Source organism: Dactylosporangium sp. CS-047395, assembly GCF_050942185.1.
Lineage (GTDB): Bacteria > Actinomycetota > Actinomycetes > Mycobacteriales > Micromonosporaceae > Dactylosporangium.
In genome coordinates this window covers 8,935,286-8,953,018 of the sequence record NZ_CP192015.1, presented here as the reverse complement: position 1 = coordinate 8,953,018, position 17,733 = coordinate 8,935,286, and the positions used below count along the sequence as shown (strand labels likewise).

Annotated in this window: 15 protein-coding genes; 14 read left to right on the top strand and 1 reads right to left on the bottom strand. The window is 72.5% G+C overall.

The window, feature by feature from the left end; genetic code table 11:
- Window positions 1–27: 27 nt before the first annotated feature.
- Entirely contained in the window at window positions 28–516 is a 489-nt protein-coding gene (gene bldD / locus ACQP00_RS41835) for a transcriptional regulator BldD (RefSeq protein ID WP_033356835.1), read from the bottom strand.
- Between the two features lie 191 nt (window positions 517–707).
- Between bldD and pyrR the strand changes: the two genes are divergently transcribed.
- From pyrR to ACQP00_RS41765, 14 genes are all read left to right on the top strand, one after another.
- Entirely contained in the window at window positions 708–1,277 is a 570-nt protein-coding gene (gene pyrR, locus ACQP00_RS41830) for a bifunctional pyr operon transcriptional regulator/uracil phosphoribosyltransferase PyrR (RefSeq protein ID WP_433048338.1), read from the top strand.
- On the top strand, window positions 1,274–2,188 hold the full coding sequence (locus ACQP00_RS41825) for an aspartate carbamoyltransferase catalytic subunit (RefSeq protein WP_433207680.1): 915 nt from the start codon (window positions 1,274–1,276) through the stop codon (window positions 2,186–2,188). The genes pyrR and ACQP00_RS41825 overlap by 4 nt, the downstream gene beginning before the upstream one ends.
- A gap of 26 nt (window positions 2,189–2,214) precedes the next feature.
- The gene (locus ACQP00_RS41820) at window positions 2,215–3,411 is read left to right on the top strand and encodes a dihydroorotase (RefSeq protein WP_433224171.1); all 1,197 of its coding nucleotides are present in this window, start codon (window positions 2,215–2,217) and stop codon (window positions 3,409–3,411) included.
- Window positions 3,408–4,520, top strand: a complete 1,113-nt coding sequence (gene carA / locus ACQP00_RS41815) for a glutamine-hydrolyzing carbamoyl-phosphate synthase small subunit (protein WP_433207676.1) — start codon at window positions 3,408–3,410, stop codon at window positions 4,518–4,520. The genes ACQP00_RS41820 and carA overlap by 4 nt, the downstream gene beginning before the upstream one ends.
- The gene (gene carB / locus ACQP00_RS41810) at window positions 4,513–7,815 is read left to right on the top strand and encodes a carbamoyl-phosphate synthase large subunit (protein WP_433207673.1); all 3,303 of its coding nucleotides are present in this window, start codon (window positions 4,513–4,515) and stop codon (window positions 7,813–7,815) included. The genes carA and carB overlap by 8 nt, the downstream gene beginning before the upstream one ends.
- Window positions 7,812–8,807 (top strand): quinone-dependent dihydroorotate dehydrogenase, encoded by a 996-nt coding sequence (locus ACQP00_RS41805; protein ID WP_433207670.1) that lies wholly within the window; start codon window positions 7,812–7,814, stop codon window positions 8,805–8,807. Before carB ends, ACQP00_RS41805 begins: the two co-directional genes overlap by 4 nt.
- 37 nt (window positions 8,808–8,844) lie before the next feature.
- Window positions 8,845–9,651: an orotidine-5'-phosphate decarboxylase gene (gene pyrF / locus ACQP00_RS41800; protein WP_433224169.1), complete on the top strand. Its 807-nt coding sequence runs from the start codon at window positions 8,845–8,847 to the stop codon at window positions 9,649–9,651.
- A 119-nt stretch (window positions 9,652–9,770) separates the two neighbouring features.
- Entirely contained in the window at window positions 9,771–10,091 is a 321-nt protein-coding gene (mihF, locus tag ACQP00_RS41795) for an integration host factor, actinobacterial type (RefSeq protein WP_190253177.1), read from the top strand.
- 159 nt (window positions 10,092–10,250) lie between these two features.
- On the top strand, window positions 10,251–10,520 hold the full coding sequence (gene rpoZ, locus ACQP00_RS41790) for a DNA-directed RNA polymerase subunit omega (protein ID WP_223095917.1): 270 nt from the start codon (window positions 10,251–10,253) through the stop codon (window positions 10,518–10,520).
- 8 nt (window positions 10,521–10,528) lie between these two features.
- Entirely contained in the window at window positions 10,529–11,761 is a 1,233-nt protein-coding gene (gene coaBC, locus ACQP00_RS41785; protein WP_433207667.1) for a bifunctional phosphopantothenoylcysteine decarboxylase/phosphopantothenate--cysteine ligase CoaBC, read from the top strand.
- Between the two features lie 127 nt (window positions 11,762–11,888).
- Entirely contained in the window at window positions 11,889–13,082 is a 1,194-nt protein-coding gene (gene metK / locus ACQP00_RS41780; protein WP_433207664.1) for a methionine adenosyltransferase, read from the top strand.
- A gap of 305 nt (window positions 13,083–13,387) precedes the next feature.
- Window positions 13,388–15,316 carry a primosomal protein N' gene (locus tag ACQP00_RS41775; RefSeq protein ID WP_433224167.1) on the top strand — a complete coding sequence of 643 codons (1,929 nt, stop codon included), beginning with the start codon at window positions 13,388–13,390 and terminating at the stop codon, window positions 15,314–15,316.
- A 36-nt stretch (window positions 15,317–15,352) separates the two neighbouring features.
- Window positions 15,353–17,080, top strand: coding sequence for an ABC transporter ATP-binding protein (locus tag ACQP00_RS41770; protein WP_433207661.1), 1,728 nt, complete (start codon window positions 15,353–15,355; stop codon window positions 17,078–17,080).
- Window positions 17,081–17,162: 82 nt separating this feature from the next.
- Entirely contained in the window at window positions 17,163–17,726 is a 564-nt protein-coding gene (locus ACQP00_RS41765; RefSeq protein ID WP_433207658.1) for an AAA family ATPase, read from the top strand.
- Window positions 17,727–17,733: the final 7 nt, after the last annotated feature.

The window sequence follows — 17,733 nt, the reverse complement described above, 5'->3', positions numbered from 1 at the left end:
CGGGTGCGGCCCTTCTTCGTGGGTTCGTCAGCTCTGGAACAGGCTCCGCGGGTCCGTGACCAGGACGCCGTGCTCGTTGAGGCGCTCGACCAGGCCCGACGGCGAGGCGTCGTACACGATCGCCAGGGCGCGCAGGTCGTCGGCGCGGATGGACAGCACGCGGCCGTTGTAGTCGCCCCGCTGCTGCTGGATGGCCCGGGCGTAGCGGGCGACGTAAGCGAGGTCCTCGGCGCCGGCGTCGTAGAGGCGCTCCAGGTCGAGGACGATCTTGTTGGTGGGCTCGTGGCGCACACCGCTGCCCTCGGGCAGCAGCTCGGCGACGGGCACCCGGTAGAACTCCGCCAGCTCGGCCAGGCGCGAGACGGTGACGGCACGGTCACCACGCTCGTAGGACCCGACGACGACGGCCTTCCAGCGCCCGGCCGACTTCTCCTCGACACCCTGCAGAGACAGCCCCTGCTGCTGTCGGATGGAGCGCAGGCGAGCACCAAGAGACTTGGCGTACTCAGACGGCATACGGACACTCCCAGTCACTGGCCTGAGGGGTTTCCCCAGCGATCGCTACGGAGCGTGACCGTAACTGGCGCGCGACGCGCGGTCAAGTGGTCGAGACCCTTCCGTTGCCCTGGTCAGGGCGGTTGTTAGGGTAGTTGACGTTCGACGTCCTTTAACGACCCGTCCGGAGAGGCGGGGAAGGAGGTCTGGTTTTGTCGTCCCCGACAACCGGCACTGAGCTGGGTAAAACCATCCTAACGGCGGCGGATGTCGCCCGTGTGGTGGACCGGATTGCCCACCAGATTCTGGAAAAGACGTCCGGCGCGGCCGAAACGGTACTGCTGGGCATACCTACCCGCGGCGTTCCGCTGGCTCGCCGCCTGGCCGCCCGGATCGCCACATTCGAGGGCTTTGACGTCCCGGTGGGTGTGTTGGACATCACGCTCTATCGGGACGATCTGCGACTGCACGCCACGCGTGCTGTGGGTCACACCGAGATCCCTCCCGGCGGCCTCGACGGGCGCCGCGTGATCCTCGTCGACGACGTGCTCTTCTCCGGCCGTACCGTCCGCGCCGCTCTCGACGCCCTGAAGGATCTCGGCCGGCCGCGCGCCGTCCAGCTCGCGGTCCTCGTCGACCGCGGCCACCGCGAGCTGCCCATCCGGGCCGACTACGTGGGCAAGAACATCCCGACCTCGATGGACGAGAGCGTGCGGGTGCTGACCGCCGAGATCGACGGCAGCGACGCCGTCCTGATCAAGAGCAAGGGGGACCGGGCATGATCAAGCACCTGCTGAGCGCGGCCGACCTCGACGCGCCCACCGCCACCCGGGTGCTGGACACCGCGGAGGAGATGGCGAGCCTGGCCGCGCGCGAGGTCAAGAAGCTGCCGGCGCTGCGCGGGCGGACCGTGGTGAACCTCTTCTACGAGGACTCCACGCGGACCCGGATCTCGTTCGAGGCCGCCGCCAAGCGGCTGTCCGCCGACGTGATCAACTTCTCGGCCAAGGGCTCCAGCGTCTCCAAGGGCGAAAGTCTCAAGGACACCGCGCTGACCCTGCAGGCCATGGGCGCCGACGCGGTCGTGGTGCGGCACCCGGCCAGCGGCGCCCCGCACCGGCTGGCCAACTGGGTCGAGGGCAGCGTGGTCAACGCCGGCGACGGCACCCACGAGCACCCGACGCAGGCGCTGCTGGACGCGTTCACCATGCGCAGCCGCCTGCGCCGGCTGGCCGGGCTCAACGTCACGATCGTCGGCGACGTGCTGCACTCCCGGGTCGCCCGCTCCAACGTGCAGCTGCTGCACACGCTCGGGGCCAAGGTGACGCTCGTCGCGCCGCCGACGCTGCTGCCCGTCGGGGTGGAGGCGTGGCCGGCCCGCACCTGCTACGACCTCGACGCCGTGGTCCCCGACTCGGACGTGGTCATGATGCTGCGGGTCCAGCGCGAGCGGATGAACCAGGCGTACTTCCCCTCCGAGCGCGAGTACTCCCGCCGCTACGGCTTCGACGTCCCGCGCATGCGCCGCCTGCCGGAGCACGCGATCGTCATGCACCCCGGCCCGATGAACCGCGGCATGGAGATCGCGCCCGAGGTGGCCGACTCCGCCCGCTCCACGATCGTCGAACAGGTCGCCAACGGCGTCTCCGTGCGGATGGCCGTCCTTTACCTGCTGCTCGGAGGCAAGTCGTGATCATCCGTGATACTCAGCTCGGCGAGATCACCGTCGAGAACGGCGTCATCACCGCAATCGATCCCGGCCGCAAGGGACCGAACATCGCCCTGCCCGGCCTGGTCGACCTGCACACGCACCTGCGCGAGCCGGGCCGCGAGGACGCCGAGACCGTCGAGTCCGGCTCGCGGGCCGCGGCCCTGGGCGGCTACACGGCGGTCTGCGCGATGGCCAACACCTCCCCGGTCGCCGACACCGCCGGCGTCGTGGAGCAGGTGTGGCGCCTGGGCCGCGAGGCCGGCCTGGTCGACGTGCAGCCGATCGGCGCCGTCACCGTCGGGCTGGCCGGGGAGCAGCTGGCCGAGCTCGGCGCGATGGCCGACTCCGCCGCCCGGGTGCGGGTCTTCTCCGACGACGGGCACTGCGTCGCCGACCCGCGGCTCATGCGGCGGGCGCTGGAGTACGTGAAGGCCTTCGACGGGGTGATCGCCCAGCACGCCGAGGAGCCGCGGCTGACCACCGGCGCGCAGATGAACGAGGGCGCGGTCGCCGCCCGGCTCGGGCTGACCGGCTGGCCGGCCGTGGCCGAGGAGGCGATCATCGCCCGCGACGTGCTGCTGGCCGGGCACGTCGGGGCCCGGCTGCACATCTGTCACGTCTCCACCGCCGGCAGCGTCGAGCTGATCCGCTGGGCCAAGTCCAAGGGCTGGCGGGTCACCGCCGAGGTAACCCCGCACCACCTGCTGCTGACCGAGGACCGCGCCACGCAGTACGACCCGGTCTTCAAGGTCAACCCGCCGCTGCGCACCGAGGCCGACGTGCTGGCCCTGCGCGAGGGGCTGGCCGACGGCACGATCGACATCGTCGCCACCGACCACGCCCCGCACAGCGTGGAGGACAAGGAGTGCGAGTGGGCCAACGCCCGGCCCGGCATGCTCGGGCTGGAGACGGCGCTCGCGATCGTGGTGCAGACCATGGGCCCGCGCTGGGACCGCATCGCCGAGTGGATGTCGGCCGCGCCCGCCCGCATCGCCGGGCTGGCCGGGCACGGCACCCCGCTGGAGGTGGGGCAGCCGGCCAACATCGCGATCTTCGACCCGAGCGTGCGCTGGACCGTCGACCCGACGGCGCTGGCCAGCCGCTCCCGCAACACCCCTTACGCCGGAATGGAGCTGCGCGGCCGCATCGAGGCGACCTACCTGCGCGGCGAACCGACGGTGCTGAACGGAAAGGCAACACGGTGAGGCGCAGAGAGGCCCTGCTCGTCCTGGAGGACGGGCGCACGTTCCGGGGCGAGGCGTTCGGCGGCGTCGGCGAGACGTTCGGCGAGGCCGTCTTCAACACCGGCATGACCGGCTACCAGGAGACCCTCACCGACCCGTCCTACCACCGCCAGGTGGTGGTGCAGACCGCGCCGCAGATCGGCAACACCGGGATCAACGGCGAGGACGACGAGTCCGACCGGATCTGGGTGGCCGGCTACGTCCTGCGCGACCCGTCCCGCAGCTACTCCAACTGGCGCGCCACCGGCAGCCTGGAGGACCGGCTCGCGGCCGAGAACATCGTCGGCATCAGCGGCATCGACACCCGCGCCCTCACCCGGCACCTGCGCGAGCGGGGCGCCATGCGGGTCGGCGTGTCCAGCGTGGAGGACGATCCCGAGGCGCTGCTCGAGCGCGTCCGGCAGCAGCCGGAGATGCTCGGCGCCGACCTCTCCGCGGAGGTCAGCACGCCGCGGGTGTACACCGTGCAGGCCCAGGGCGAGCACCGCCTGACCGTCGCCGCGATCGACCTCGGCATCAAGCGCAACGTCCCGCGCCGGCTCGCCGCCCGCGGGGTCACCACGCACGTGCTGCCCGCCTCGGCGACGCTGGAGGACATCCGGGCCCTCGGCGCCGACGCGGTCTTCTTCTCGCCCGGCCCGGGTGACCCGGCCACCGCCGACGCCCCGGTCAACCTGGCCAAGGAGGTCATGGGCGCGCGCATCCCGCTGTTCGGCATCTGCTTCGGCAGCCAGATCCTGGGCCGGGCGCTCGGGTTCGGCACGTACAAGCTGGGGTACGGACACCGCGGCATCAACCAGCCGGTGCTCGACCGCACCACCGGCAAGGTGGAGGTGACCAGCCACAACCACGGGTTCGCCGTGGACGCGCCGCTGGACGACCGGGTCGACACCGAGTTCGGGGCGGTCGAGGTGAGCCACGTCTGCCTCAACGACAACGTGGTCGAGGGTCTGCGCTGCCTGGACACCCCGGCCTTCACCGTGCAGTACCACCCGGAGGCGGCAGCGGGGCCGCACGACGCGGATTACCTGTTCGATCGATTCGCGGAGCTGATGCAGACCAATGCCTAAGCGCACCGACCTCCGGCACGTCCTCGTCATCGGCTCCGGCCCGATCGTCATCGGCCAGGCCTGCGAGTTCGACTACTCGGGCACCCAGGCCTGCCGCGTGCTGCGGGCCGAGGGCCTGCGGGTCAGCCTGGTGAACAGCAACCCGGCGACCATCATGACCGACCCCGAGTTCGCCGACGCCACCTACGTCGAGCCGATCACGCCCGAGTTCGTCGAGCAGGTGATCGCCCGCGAGCGCCCCGACGCGCTGCTGGCCACCCTGGGCGGGCAGACCGCGCTCAACACCGCGGTGGCCCTGCACGAGGCGGGCGTCCTGGAGAAGTACGGCGTGGAGCTCATCGGGGCCGACATCGACGCCATCCGCCGCGGCGAGGACCGCCAGCTGTTCAAGGACATCGTGGCCCGGGCCGGCGGCGAGACGCCCCGCTCGCGGGTCTGCCACTCGATGGACGAGGTGCACGCGACCGTCGAGGAGCTCGGCCTGCCGGTCGTCATCCGGCCCTCGTTCACCATGGGCGGGCTCGGCTCCGGCATGGCCCACAACGCGGCCGACCTCGACCGCCTCGCCGGCGGCGGCCTGGCCGCCTCCCCGGTGCACGAGGTGCTCATCGAGGAGAGCGTGCTCGGCTGGAAGGAGTACGAGCTCGAGCTCATGCGCGACCGGCACGACAACGTGGTCGTCGTGTGCTCGATCGAGAACGTCGACGCGATGGGCGTGCACACCGGCGACTCGGTGACCGTGGCGCCGGCGATGACGCTGACCGACGTGGAGTACCAGCGGCTCCGTGATCTTGGCATTGCCGTCCTTCGCGAGGTCGGCGTGGACACCGGCGGCTGCAACATCCAGTTCGCGGTCAACCCGGCGAACGGGCGCCTCGTGGTGATCGAGATGAACCCGCGGGTGTCGCGCTCCAGCGCCCTGGCGTCCAAGGCGACCGGCTTCCCGATCGCCAAGATCGCGGCGAAGCTCGCCATCGGCTACACGCTGGACGAGATCCCGAACGACATCACGCTCAAGACGCCGGCCGCGTTCGAGCCGTCGCTGGACTACGTCGTGGTGAAGATCCCGCGGTTCGCCTTCGAGAAGTTCCCCGGCGCCGATCCCGAGCTGACCACCACCATGAAGTCGGTGGGGGAGGCGATGTCGCTCGGGCGCACCTTCGCCGAGGCCCTGGGCAAGGCGATGCGCTCGCTGGAGACGAAGGCCACCGGGTTCTGGACGCTCCCGGACGCGTCCGAGGCGTCGGTGCTGGAGGACCTGCGGGTGCCGCACGACGGCCGGCTCTACACCGCCGAGCTCGCGCTGCGGCAGGGGCACAGCGCCGACGAGGTCGCCAAGGTCTCCGGCTACGACCCGTGGTTCGTCGACCAGCTCGCCGCGCTCGTGGAGCTGCGCGCCGAGATCGTCGACGCCGCCGTGCTCGACCTGCCGCTGCTGCGCCGGGCCAAGCGCGCCGGGCTCTCCGACCGCCAGGTCGCCGCGCTGCGCCCCGAGTTCGCCGGCGAGGACGGGGTGCGCTCGCTGCGCCACCGCCTCGGGCTGCGGCCGGTCTACAAGACGGTCGACACCTGCGCCGCCGAGTTCGCCGCGGGTACGCCGTACCACTACAGCACCTACGAGGACGAGACCGAGGTCACCCCGTCCGACCGGCCGAAGGTGATCATCCTGGGCTCCGGCCCGAACCGCATCGGCCAGGGCATCGAGTTCGACTACTCGTGCGTGCACGCGGTCATGGCGCTGCGGGCCAAGGGCTACGAGACCGTCATGGTCAACTGCAACCCGGAGACGGTGTCGACCGACTACGACACCGCCGACCGGCTGTACTTCGAGCCGCTCACGTTCGAGGACGTCCTCGAGGTCGTGCACGCCGAGAACGAGTCCGGGCGGGCCGCCGGTGGCCCGGGTGTCGTCGGGGTGATCGTGCAGCTGGGCGGGCAGACCCCGCTCGGGCTGGCCGAGCAGCTGGAGCGGGCCGGGGTTCCGATCGTCGGTACCTCACCCGCCGCCATCGACCTCGCCGAGGACCGCGGGCTGTTCGGCCAGCTGCTGACCGACGCCGGCCTGCGCTCGCCCGCGCACGGCACCGCGACCACGTTCCCGGAGGCCAAGCGGATCGCCGACGAGATCGGCTACCCGGTGCTGGTCCGCCCGTCCTACGTGCTCGGCGGCCGGGGCATGGAGATCGTCTACGACGAGCCGACGCTGCGCGACTACATCGGCCGGGCCACCGAGATCTCGCCCGCCCATCCGGTGCTCGTCGACCGGTTCCTCGACGACGCCATCGAGATCGACGTCGACGCGCTGTGCGACGCGACCGGCGAGGTGTACCTCGGCGGCGTGATGGAGCACATCGAGGAGGCCGGCATCCACTCCGGCGACTCGTCCTGCGCGCTGCCGCCGATCACGCTCGCGGCGGTGCACCTGGCGGAGGTCCGGCGCTACACCACGGCCATCGCGCGCGGGGTCGGGGTGCGGGGGCTGCTCAACGTGCAGTACGCGCTCAAGGACGACGTGCTGTACGTGCTGGAGGCCAACCCGCGCGCCTCGCGCACCGTGCCGTTCGTGTCCAAGGCGACCGCGGTGCCGCTGGCCAAGGCGGCCGCCCGGATCGCGCTCGGGGCCACCGTCGCCGAGCTGCGGGCCGAGGGGCTGCTGCCGGCCGAGGGCGACGGCGGGGCGCTGCCCGAGCACGCGCCGATCGCGGTCAAGGAGGCGGTGCTGCCGTTCAAGCGGTTCCGCACCACCGAGGGCAAGGGCGTGGACAACCTGCTCGGCCCGGAGATGAAGTCGACCGGCGAGGTGATGGGCATCGACCCGTCCTTCGGCCACGCGTTCGCCAAGTCGCAGGCGGCCGCGTACGGCTCGCTGCCGACCTCGGGCACCGTGCTCGTCACCGTGGCCAACCGGGACAAGCGCGGGATCGTCTTCCCGGTCAAGCGCCTCGCCGACCTGGGCTTCGCGATCGTGGCCACCGCCGGGACGGGGGAGGTGCTGCGCCGCTACGGCGTGGCGTGCGAGATCGTGCCCAAGCACTACGAGGAGGGCGGTGGGCGCAACGCCGTGTCGCTGATCGCGGCCGGCGAGGTCGACCTGGTCATCAACACGCCGCAGGGCTCCAGCGGACGGCAGGACGGCTACGAGATCCGCAGCGCGGCGGTGGTCGCCGACATCCCGTGCATCACCACGCTGCCGGGCGCGGCGGCCGCGGTCATGGGCGTCGAGGCGCTCATCCGCGGCGAGATGACCGTGCGGCCGCTGCAGGAGCTGCACGCGGCCCTGCGGGAAGCGCGGTGACGCTCTACACGCGGACGGTCCGGCCGGTGCTGTTCCGGCTCAACGGCGGCGACGCCGAGTCGGTGCACGAGCGGACCCTGCGGATGCTGGCCCGCGTACCCCGGGCGCGGCGGGCGTTCAGCCCGCCCGGGGCGCGCCGGACCGTGTTCGGGGTGGACTTCCCCAACCCGGTCGGGCTCGCCGCCGGCATGGACAAGGACGGCCGGGCGCTGGGCGCCTGGCCCCGGCTCGGCTTCGGCTTCGTCGAGGTCGGCACCGTCACCCGGCACGCCCAGCCGGGCAACGAGCGGCCGCGGCTGTTCCGCCTGCCGCAGCACGAGGCGATCGTCAACCGGATGGGCTTCAACAACGCGGGCGCCGATGCCCTGGCCGCCCGGCTGCGCGCGCTGGGGCCCCTCCCGGTGCCGCTGGGCATCAGCCTCGGCAAGTCCAAGGTCACGCCGCTGACCGGCGCCGTCGAGGACTACGTGCACAGTTTCCGCCAGTTGTACGGCCTGGGCTCCTACTTCGCCGTGAACGTCAGCTCGCCGAACACCCCGGGCCTGCGCCAGCTGCAGGACAAGGCGCACCTGTCGGCGATCCTGGGCGCCCTGCGCACCGAGGCGCAGACGCTCGGCGGCCCGGTGCCCATCCTGGTCAAGGTCGCTCCCGACCTGACCGACGCCGCCCTGGGCGAGCTGCTGGACGTCTGCCTCGGGCTGGGCGTGGCCGGGCTCATCGCGACCAACACGACCATCGAGCGCCCCGGCGTCTCCACCCCGGAGGCGGGCGGGCTGTCCGGTCGGCCGCTCGCGGCGCGGGCCCTGGAGGTCGTGCGGTTCGTCACCAAGGAGAGCGGGCTGCCGGTCGTCGGCGTGGGCGGGATCACCCGCCCCGAGGACGCCCAGCGGATGCTCGACGCCGGCGCCGCCCTGATCCAGCTCTACACCGGCTTCATCTACCACGGGCCCGGCCTCGTGCGCGGGTCCGTCGCAGCGACGAGGAGAGCATGACGTGAGCGAGGCATTCGGCGCCCGGCTGCGGGCCGCCATGGACACGCTGGGACCGCTGTGCGTCGGCATCGACCCGCACCCCTCCCTCCTGGCGAGTTGGGGCCTCTCCGACGATGTCAAGGGCCTGGAAGCGTTCGGTCGGACGGTCGGAGACGCCCTGGCCGGACGGGTTGCGGCGATCAAGCCCCAGTCCGCCTTTTTTGAGCGTTTCGGCTCCAGGGGCATAGCGGTGCTCGAGTCGGTTATCCGACAGTTGAGGGGCTCGGGCAGCCTGGTCATCCTCGACGTCAAGCGGGGTGACATCGGTTCCACGGCCGCCGCGTACGCCGACGCGTACCTCGATCCGGCCTCTCCGCTGTGCGCCGACGCGATCACCGTCAGTCCGTACCTCGGCTTCGGTGCGTTGCGCCCGATCGTCGACAAAGCCCGCGAAAACGGCCTCGGCGCGTTCGTGCTGGCCCTGACCTCGAACCCGGAAGGCGCGGCCGTCCAGCGGGCCGTGGCGGCCGACGGGCGGACCGTGGCGCAGAACGTGATCGACGAGATTGCGCAGGTCAACGCGGGTGTGAGCCCTATGGGTGACATCGGCGTGGTGGTCGGGGCGACGGTCGGGCCGACCGGACACAGGCTCACCGATCTCAATGGACCGATCCTCGCGCCGGGTCTCGGGGCGCAGGGCGGCAAGGCGGAGGATCTGCGCGCCGTATTCGGGAACGCGCTCGGTCTCGTTCTGCCTTCGTGGTCGCGCGAAGTCCTCTCGGCGGGTCCCGATGAGGGCGCGTTGCGGGCCGCCGCGGACCGCGCGCGGGATTCCTGTGCGTCCGCAATTGCGATCACTGCGTGATCACTGAATCTTCACAAGGCGTCGATCTTGCCTTCTGACGTTGCCGAAATGGCTTCTGACCGCTAGTTTTCCCGGCGCTAGACCATCAACACTTTTTTCAAGGGACCTGAGGAGACCTGGTGCCGCTCCCGTCACTGAGCCCGGAACAGCGCGCTGCCGCTTTGGAAAAGGCGGCTGAGATCCGTAAGGCTCGCGCTGAGCTGAAGGAGCAACTCAAGCAGGGCAAGACGACGCTTGCCGCCGTGATCGACCGTGCGGAGTCCGACGATGTCGTCGGCAAGCTCAAGGTCTCGGCCGTTCTCCAGGCGATGCCCGGCATCGGCAAGATCCGCGCAACGCAGATCATGGAGAAGCTGAAGATCGCCGAGAGCCGCCGCCTGCGCGGCCTGGGTGACCAGCAGCGCAAGGCCCTGCTCGGGGAGTTCGCCGGCGGCAAGTGAGCCCTCGGCGGTCCCCCCGGACCGGTGCAAACATCTCGACGCGCCCGGACCTCATCGGTCCGGGCGCGTCGGCGTTCCCGCAGCTCTGGTAAGGTGGGCAGGTTCGTGTGCTGACAAGCCCACGAGAGCCGTCAATTTGAAAGTTTAGAGGTTGTATCAGTGGCCGGAACCGTGGCAGACCCGCAGGGGATCACCAACCCGCCGATCGACGAGCTGCTCGAGAAGACGACGTCGAAGTACGCCTTGGTGATTTTCGCGGCGAAGCGTGCCCGCCAGGTCAATGCCTACTACAGCCAGCTGGGCGAGGGGCTCCTCGAGTACGTCGGCCCCCTCGTGGAGACGACGCCGCAGGAGAAGCCGCTCTCCATCGCCCTGCGCGAGATCAACAGCGGGCTGCTGACCGCCGAGCGCATCGAAGAAGTCGCCTGAGCCGAGCAATGCCTGACCAGCCCGCCGAGGGACGCCCTCGGGTCGTCCTCGGCGTGGCCGGCGGTATCGCCGCCTACAAGGCCTGCGAGCTGCTGCGGCTGCTGACCGAGTCCGGTCACCGGGTGCGGGTCGTCCCCACCGCCGCCGCGCTCACCTTCGTCGGTGAGGCCACCTGGGCCGCCCTGTCCGGGCAGCCGGTGAGCACCGACGTCTGGACCGGCGCCCACGAGGTGCCGCACGTCCGGCTCGGCCGCGAGGCCGACCTCGTCGTCATCGCCCCGGCCACCGCCGACCTGCTGGCCAAGGCCGCGCACGGGCTCGCCGACGACCTGCTGACCAACACGCTGCTCACCGCCCGGTGCCCGGTGCTCTTCGCGCCGGCCATGCACACCGAGATGTGGGAGCACCCCGCCACCCAGGCCAACGTGGCCACGCTGCGGTCCCGCGGCGCGATCGTGCTCGAGCCCGCCGTCGGGCGGCTCACCGGGGCCGACACCGGCAAGGGGCGGCTGCCCGAGCCGGCCGGGATCTTCGCCGTCGCCACCCGCCTGCTGCGCCGGGGCGTCTCAGGGGTCTCCGAGCACGACCTGGCCGGGCGGCACATCGTGGTCACCGCCGGCGGCACCCGCGAGCCGATCGACCCGGTGCGGTTCATCGGCAACCGCTCGTCGGGCAAGCAGGGCTACGCGATCGCCCGCGCGGCCGTCGCCCGGGGCGCCCGGGTCACGCTCATCGCGGCGAACGTCACACTCCCGGACCCGGCGGGTGCGGACCTTGTTCGCGTGGAGACCACCGAGCAGCTGCGCACGGCCGCCGTCGCCGCCGCGACCTCGGCCGACGCGGTGATCATGGCTGCCGCGCCGGCCGACTTCCGGCCCGCGAGCCGGTCCGCCACGAAGATCAAGAAGGTGGACGGCGCCGCGCCCACGCTGGAGCTGGTCACCAACCCGGACATCGCGGCCGAGCTGGGCGCGGCCAAGCGCCCGGGTCAGGTGCTGGTCGCCTTCGCGGCCGAGACCGCCGACCTGGACCGGGCCCTGGTCGCGGGCCAGGAGAAACTGCTGCGCAAACGGGCCGACCTGATCGTGGTCAACGAGGTCGGCGTGGACAAGACGTTCGGGGCCGAGCACAACCAGGCCGTGATCCTCGGGGCGGACGGCAGCCGCGACGCACTGTCGGAGATGCCCAAAGACGAGCTGGCGGATAGGATTTTGGATCGCGTCGCCGCCCGTCTTGCCTGATGACCGAGGTAAGCGGCGCAGCGCAGCGCCGCGTAACCTGCCGGAGGGTCGACCGAAGCGCCAGTGCTTGGTCGTACACTCTGGCGGAACTTGTTAGTCGTCCGCCGCATCCCCCTGAGGAGCACCATTGGCACGCCGCCTGTTCACGTCGGAGTCGGTCACCGAAGGCCACCCGGACAAGATCGCCGATCAGATCAGTGACGGCGTCCTCGATGCGCTTCTCACCCAGGACGCGCGCAGCCGCGTGGCCGTCGAGACGCTCATCACGACCGGCCAGGTCCACGTCGCGGGCGAGGTGACCACCAGCGCCTACGCCGACATCGCCAAGATCGTCCGGGAGACCATCCTCGGCATCGGCTACGACTCGTCCAAGAAGGGCTTCGACGGCGCGTCCTGCGGCGTGAGCGTCTCCATCGGCTCGCAGTCGCCCGACATCGCCCAGGGCGTCGACTCGGCCATCGAGGTCCGCGAGGGCGCCGGCGGCGACGCCCTCGACCTGCAAGGCGCCGGCGACCAGGGCATGATGTTCGGCTTCGCCTGCAGCGAGACCCCCGAGCTCATGCCGCTGCCGATCGCGCTGGCCCACCGCCTGGCCCGCCGGCTCTCCGCGGTGCGCAAGGACGGGACCATCCCCTACCTGCGCCCGGACGGCAAGACCCAGGTCACCATCGAGTACGACGGCCTGCGCCCGGTGCGCCTGCACACCGTCGTGGTGTCCAGCCAGCACGCGCCCGACATCTCGCTCGACTCGCTGCTGACCCCGGACGTGCGCGAGCACGTCATCGCCCCCGAGCTCGAGGGCCTGGGGCTGGACACCGATGGCTACCGCCTGCTGGTCAACCCGACCGGCCGCTTCGAGATCGGCGGCCCCATGGGCGACGCCGGCCTCACCGGTCGCAAGATCATCGTCGACACCTACGGCGGCTACGCCCGCCACGGCGGCGGCGCGTTCTCCGGCAAGGACCCGTCCAAGGTCGACCGCTCGGCCGCCTACGCCATGCGCTGGGTCGCCAAGAACGTCGTGGCCGCGGGTCTGGCCGAGCGCTGCGAGGTGCAGGTCGCCTACGCCATCGGCAAGGCGCACCCGGTCTCGCTGTTCGTCGAGACCTTCGGCACCGAGGTCGTGCCGGTCGAGCGGATCGAGAAGGCCATCAACGAGGTCTTCGACCTGCGCCCGGCCGCCATCATCCGCGACTTGGACCTGCTCAAGCCGGTCTACCAGCAGACGGCGGCCTACGGTCACTTCGGCCGCGAGCTTCCCGGCTTCTCGTGGGAGCAGGCCTCCCGCACGGCCGAGCTGAAGTCCGCCGCCGGCGCCTGACGTTTTCGAAACAGCTTCCGACGTTGGCCGATCAGCCCGGATCCCGGATTGATCGGCCTCCGTCATTTCCGCCACCTGGCGCTAATCCAGATGAGTCTATTCATTCAGCTTCACCCGCCGATGTCGAGCGCTCAACAGATCTAGCAGAGTCTATTGACCCATCGGAGCCTATTGAATCGGCGTTGTTCCCCGAGTCGGAACTGAAGCCGCGGGCGGCCGCCGAGCGCATTGCCGGAAACGCCGGCGGGAAGGCGCGCGCCGCCCGCAAGGCCGCCCCGCCGAAACGCGCGGCCGACGATTCGCCGATCGCCCGGGTCTGCGTCGACAGCCCGCTGCCGCACCTGGACCGCCCCTTCGACTACCTGGTCCCCGCCGAATCCGCGGCGGCGGCCCGGCCCGGGACGCGGGTGAAGGTCCGCTTCTCCGGCCAGGTCGTGGACGGCTTCGTGCTCGCGCGGGGCGCGGAGACGACGCACGAGGGGCGGCTGTCGTACCTGGAGAAGGTCGTCTCGCCGGAGCGCGTGCTGACGCCGGAGGTCGAGCGGCTGGCGCGGGAGATCGCCGACCGGTACGCGGGCACCCTCTCCGACGTCCTCCGCCTCGCCATCCCGCCCCGCCACGCGCGCGCCGAGGCGGCGGACCCGCCCCCGGCGCCCGAGCCGTTCGTGGCCCCGCCGCCCTCGGAGGGTGGCCCCCTTGAGGGGTGGGCCAGATACCACGCCGGGAGTGCGCTGCTGCGGGCCATCGCCGACGATCGGAAGCCGCGCGCGGTCTGGACGGCGCTGCCCGGCGAGGACTGGCCCGCCCGGCTGGCCGAGGCGGCCGCGACCAGCCTCGCCGCCGGGAAGGGCGCGCTCATCGTGGTGGCCGACGCCCGTGACCTCGATCGCCTGGACGCCGCGCTGCTGCGGGTGCTCGGCGGGCCCGGGCGGCATGTGGCGCTGTCGGCGGCGATCGGGCCGGCCGAGCGGTACCGGCGCTTTCTGGCCGCCGCGCGCGGTACCGCCCGGATCGTGATCGGCACCCGCGCGGCCGCGTTCGCCCCCGTCGCCGGGCTGGGCCTGGTCGCCATCTGGGACGACGGGGACGACCTGCACGCCGAGCAGCGGGCGCCCTATCCGCACGCCCGGCAGGTCCTGCTGGCCCGCGCCGAGCTGGAGGGGTGTGCGGCGATCGTGGGGGGCTTCGGGCGTACCGCAGAAGCGCAACAGCTTGTGGAGACCCGCTGGGCGATCGAGGTCGGCGCGACCCGGGACGAGCTGCGGCGCGCCATGCCGCGGGTGCAGTTCGTCGGCGAGCACGAGCGCAGCCGGGACCCGCAGGCCGCCGCCGCCCGGCTGCCCACCGTGGCCTGGCGCGCCGCCCGCGAGGCCCTGGCCGGCGGGGCCCCGGTGCTGATCCAGGTGCCCCGGCGCGGCTATCTGCCCGCGGTCGCGTGCGCCGACTGCTTCACCCCGGCCCGGTGCGCGCACTGCTCCGGCCCGCTCGCCCTCCCGGCCGCCGACGGGGTGCCGGTCTGCCGCTGGTGCGGCCGCCCGGACGCCGGCCACGCCTGCCCGGAGTGCGGCAGCCACCGCCTGCGCGCCGCGGTCATCGGCGCCCGGCGCACGGCGGAGGAGCTGGCGCGGGCCTTCCCGGACACGCCGGTGCGCACGTCGGGCCGCGACGAGATCCTGACGTCGGTGCCGGGGGAGGCCGCGCTGGTCGTCGCCACGCCCGGTGCCGAGCCGCTCGCCGAGGGCGGCTTCGGCGCGGTCCTGCTGCTCGACACCTGGGCCTTCCTGACCCGGGCCGACCTGCGCGGCACGGAGGAGGCGCTGCGCCGCTGGTTCGCGGCGGCCGCCCTGGCCCGGCCGGGCGCCCCGGTGGTGGTGGTCGCCGACGGCGGCCTCGCGGCGGTGCAGGCGCTGCTGCGCTTCGACCCGGCGTGGCTGGCCGCGCGCGAGCTCGCGGACCGGCGGGAGCTGGGCTTTCCGCCGGCGGCGCGGATGGCGGCCCTGACCGGCGCCCCGGCGGCGGTGGCGGAGCTGTTGTCGCTGGCGGAGCTGCCGCCCGGGGCGGAGGTGCTGGGCCCGGTCCCGGCCGCCGAGGGGCAGGAGCGGATGCTCGTCCGCACGGCGAGGTCGGCCGGCAAGGCGCTCGCGCACGCGTTGAAGGCGGCGGCGGGGGCGCGCTCGGTGCGCAAGGCCGCCGACCCGGTCCGCATCCAGATCGATCCACTCGACTTGGTGTGACTCGACTTGGTGTGACGAGAAAGTACCTTTGAACGCGTGTCCGCCTCGCCTCGCGTCTCGCTGCGGTCGTTGCTGCCCTACCTCCGTGATCATCGGGCCACCCTCGTCGTCGTCGGGGTCCTCTCCCTCCTCGGTTCCGTCACCACGCTCGCCCAGCCGCTGCTGACCCGCCAGGTGCTCGACGGGCTACAGGCGTCCCGGGCCGTCGGGGGCACCGTGGCGCTGCTCGTCGTGGTGCTGGCCGCCGTCGCCGTGATCAACGCGTTCCGCGACTACCTGCTGCAGCGCACGGCCGAGGGGCTGGTGCTCAGCTCGCGCCGGCGGCTGACCCGGCACCTGCTGCGGCTGCCGATCAGCGAGTACGACGCACGCCGTACCGGTGACCTGCTCTCCCGGGTCGGCGCGGACACCACCCTGCTGCGGGCCGTGGTCACGTCCGGGCTGTTCGAGACCGTCACCGGCGCGGTGATGGTGGTCGGCGCGGCCGTGGCGATGCTGCTGCTCGACCCGATCCTGTTCCTCACCGCCGGGCTCGGCCTCGCCGTCGGCCTGTCGATCGCGGTGATCTTCTCCCGCCGGGTCCGGCCGGCCTCCGAGGCGGCGCAGGAGCGCATCGGCGAGATGACCAGCGCCGTGGAGCGCGCGCTGTCGGCCGCCCGCACGATCCGGGCCAGCAACGCCGAGGACCGCGAGATCGCGGCCGTGGAGACGAGCGCCGAGGAGGCGTACCGCGCCGGCGTGCGCATCGCCCGCCTGCAGGCCCTCGTCGGCCCGGCCAGCATCGCCGCCATCCAGGGCGCGTTCCTGCTGCTGCTCGGCGTCGGGGGTGCCCGGGTCGCCGCCGGCACGATCAGCGTCGGCGACCTCGTCGCGTTCGTCCTCTACCTGTTCTTCCTGGTCATGCCGCTGGGGCAGGCGCTGCACGCGTACACCCAGCTGCAGACCGGCCTCGGCGCGCTGCAGCGGATGGAGGACATCCTGGCCGTGCCGCTGGAGGCCGACACCGGCACCGCCACCCCGTCCGGCGGCCCGGCGGCGGTGGTCTTCGAGCGCGTCACGTTCGGCTACGCCGCCTCGCCGGAGACGATCCTGCGGGACGTGTCGTTCGCGGTGCCGTACGGGACCCGCACCGCGCTGGTCGGCCCGTCCGGCGCCGGCAAGTCGACCCTGCTGCAGCTGGCCGAGCGCTTCTACGACGTGACCGGGGGCACGGTCCGGGTGGCCGGCGTGGACGTGCGCGACCTGCCCCGCACCGCCCTGCGCGCCCAGCTCGGGTACGTCGAGCAGGAGGCCCCCGTCCTCGCCGGTTCGCTGCGCGAGAACCTCCGCCTCACGGTCCCGGACGCGTCCGAGGCCCAGATGCTCGCGGTGCTGGCCGCGGTCAACCTGACGGAGATCGTCGGCCGCACCCCGGAGGGCCTGGACGCGCAGGTCGGCGAGGGCGGCGTGCTGCTGTCCGGGGGCGAGCGGCAGCGGTTGGCGATCGCCCGTACCCTGCTGGCCGCGCCCCCGATCCTCCTGCTGGACGAGCCGACGTCGAACCTTGACGCCCGCAACGAGGTGGCCCTGCGCGAGGCGATCGACACCGTGGCCCGCGACCGCACCATGATCGTGGTGGCCCACCGCCTGTCGACCGTCGTGGACGCCGACCAGATCGTGGTCCTGGAGGCGGGCCGGGTCGCAGCCGTGGGCCGGCACGAAGAACTGCTGGAGACCAGCCCGCTCTACCGCGAGCTGGCCACGAACCAGCTCCTCGTCGCATGAGCGGTCCGGAGCGGAGCGGAGGGGCCGCGAATCAGGAGCACAGTTCTGTCGTGCCGGTGCCGGAGCTTGCGGAGGTGTCGGCATGACCGCCCCGGCCTGGGTGGTCGCCGGCCCGCCGGGCGCCGGCAAGTCCACGGTCGCGAGCCTGCTGCTGCGCCTGCTGGCCCCGACCCCGGCCCTGCTGGACAAGGACACGGTCTACGGCGACTTCGTGGCGGCCACCCTGGAGGCGGCGGGCCGCCCCGCGGGTGAGCGGGAGGGTCCCTGGTACGACACCAACATCAAGGTCCACGAGTACGGCGGGCTGGCCGCGACCGCCCGGGAGATCCGCTCGCACGGGTGCCCGGTGCTGCTCTCGGGGCCGTTCACCGGCCAGATCTCGGACCCGTCGCGGTGGGCCTCCTTCGTGGCCGCGCTGGGCGGGGACCCGGTGACGCTGGTCTGGGTCCGCTCCGACCCGGCCACCCTGCGGCGCCGGCTGCTGGCCCGGGGGTCGCACCGGGACGGGCAGAAGCTGGCGCGGTGGCCGGAGTTCCTGGCCGCCATCCCGCCGGACCGGCCCCCCGCGGTGCCGCACGTCGAGGTGGACAACCGCGAGGGTGCGCCGCCGTTGCCGGCCGTGCTCGAGTCCGCACTGGGGCGCTGAGCCCGAC

Excerpts from the sequence above, each read along its gene's own strand:
- ACQP00_RS41825 (WP_433207680.1), top strand. The coding sequence starts at position 1,274 with ATGATCAAGCACCTGCTGAGCGCGGCCGACCTCGACGCGCCCACCGCC.
- pyrF (WP_433224169.1), top strand. The coding sequence starts at position 8,845 with ATGGACACGCTGGGACCGCTGTGCGTCGGCATCGACCCGCACCCCTCC.
- carB (WP_433207673.1), top strand. The coding sequence starts at position 4,513 with ATGCCTAAGCGCACCGACCTCCGGCACGTCCTCGTCATCGGCTCCGGC.
- coaBC (WP_433207667.1), top strand. The coding sequence starts at position 10,529 with ATGCCTGACCAGCCCGCCGAGGGACGCCCTCGGGTCGTCCTCGGCGTG.
- bldD (WP_033356835.1), bottom strand. The coding sequence starts at position 516 with ATGCCGTCTGAGTACGCCAAGTCTCTTGGTGCTCGCCTGCGCTCCATC.
- ACQP00_RS41765 (WP_433207658.1), top strand. The coding sequence starts at position 17,163 with ATGACCGCCCCGGCCTGGGTGGTCGCCGGCCCGCCGGGCGCCGGCAAG.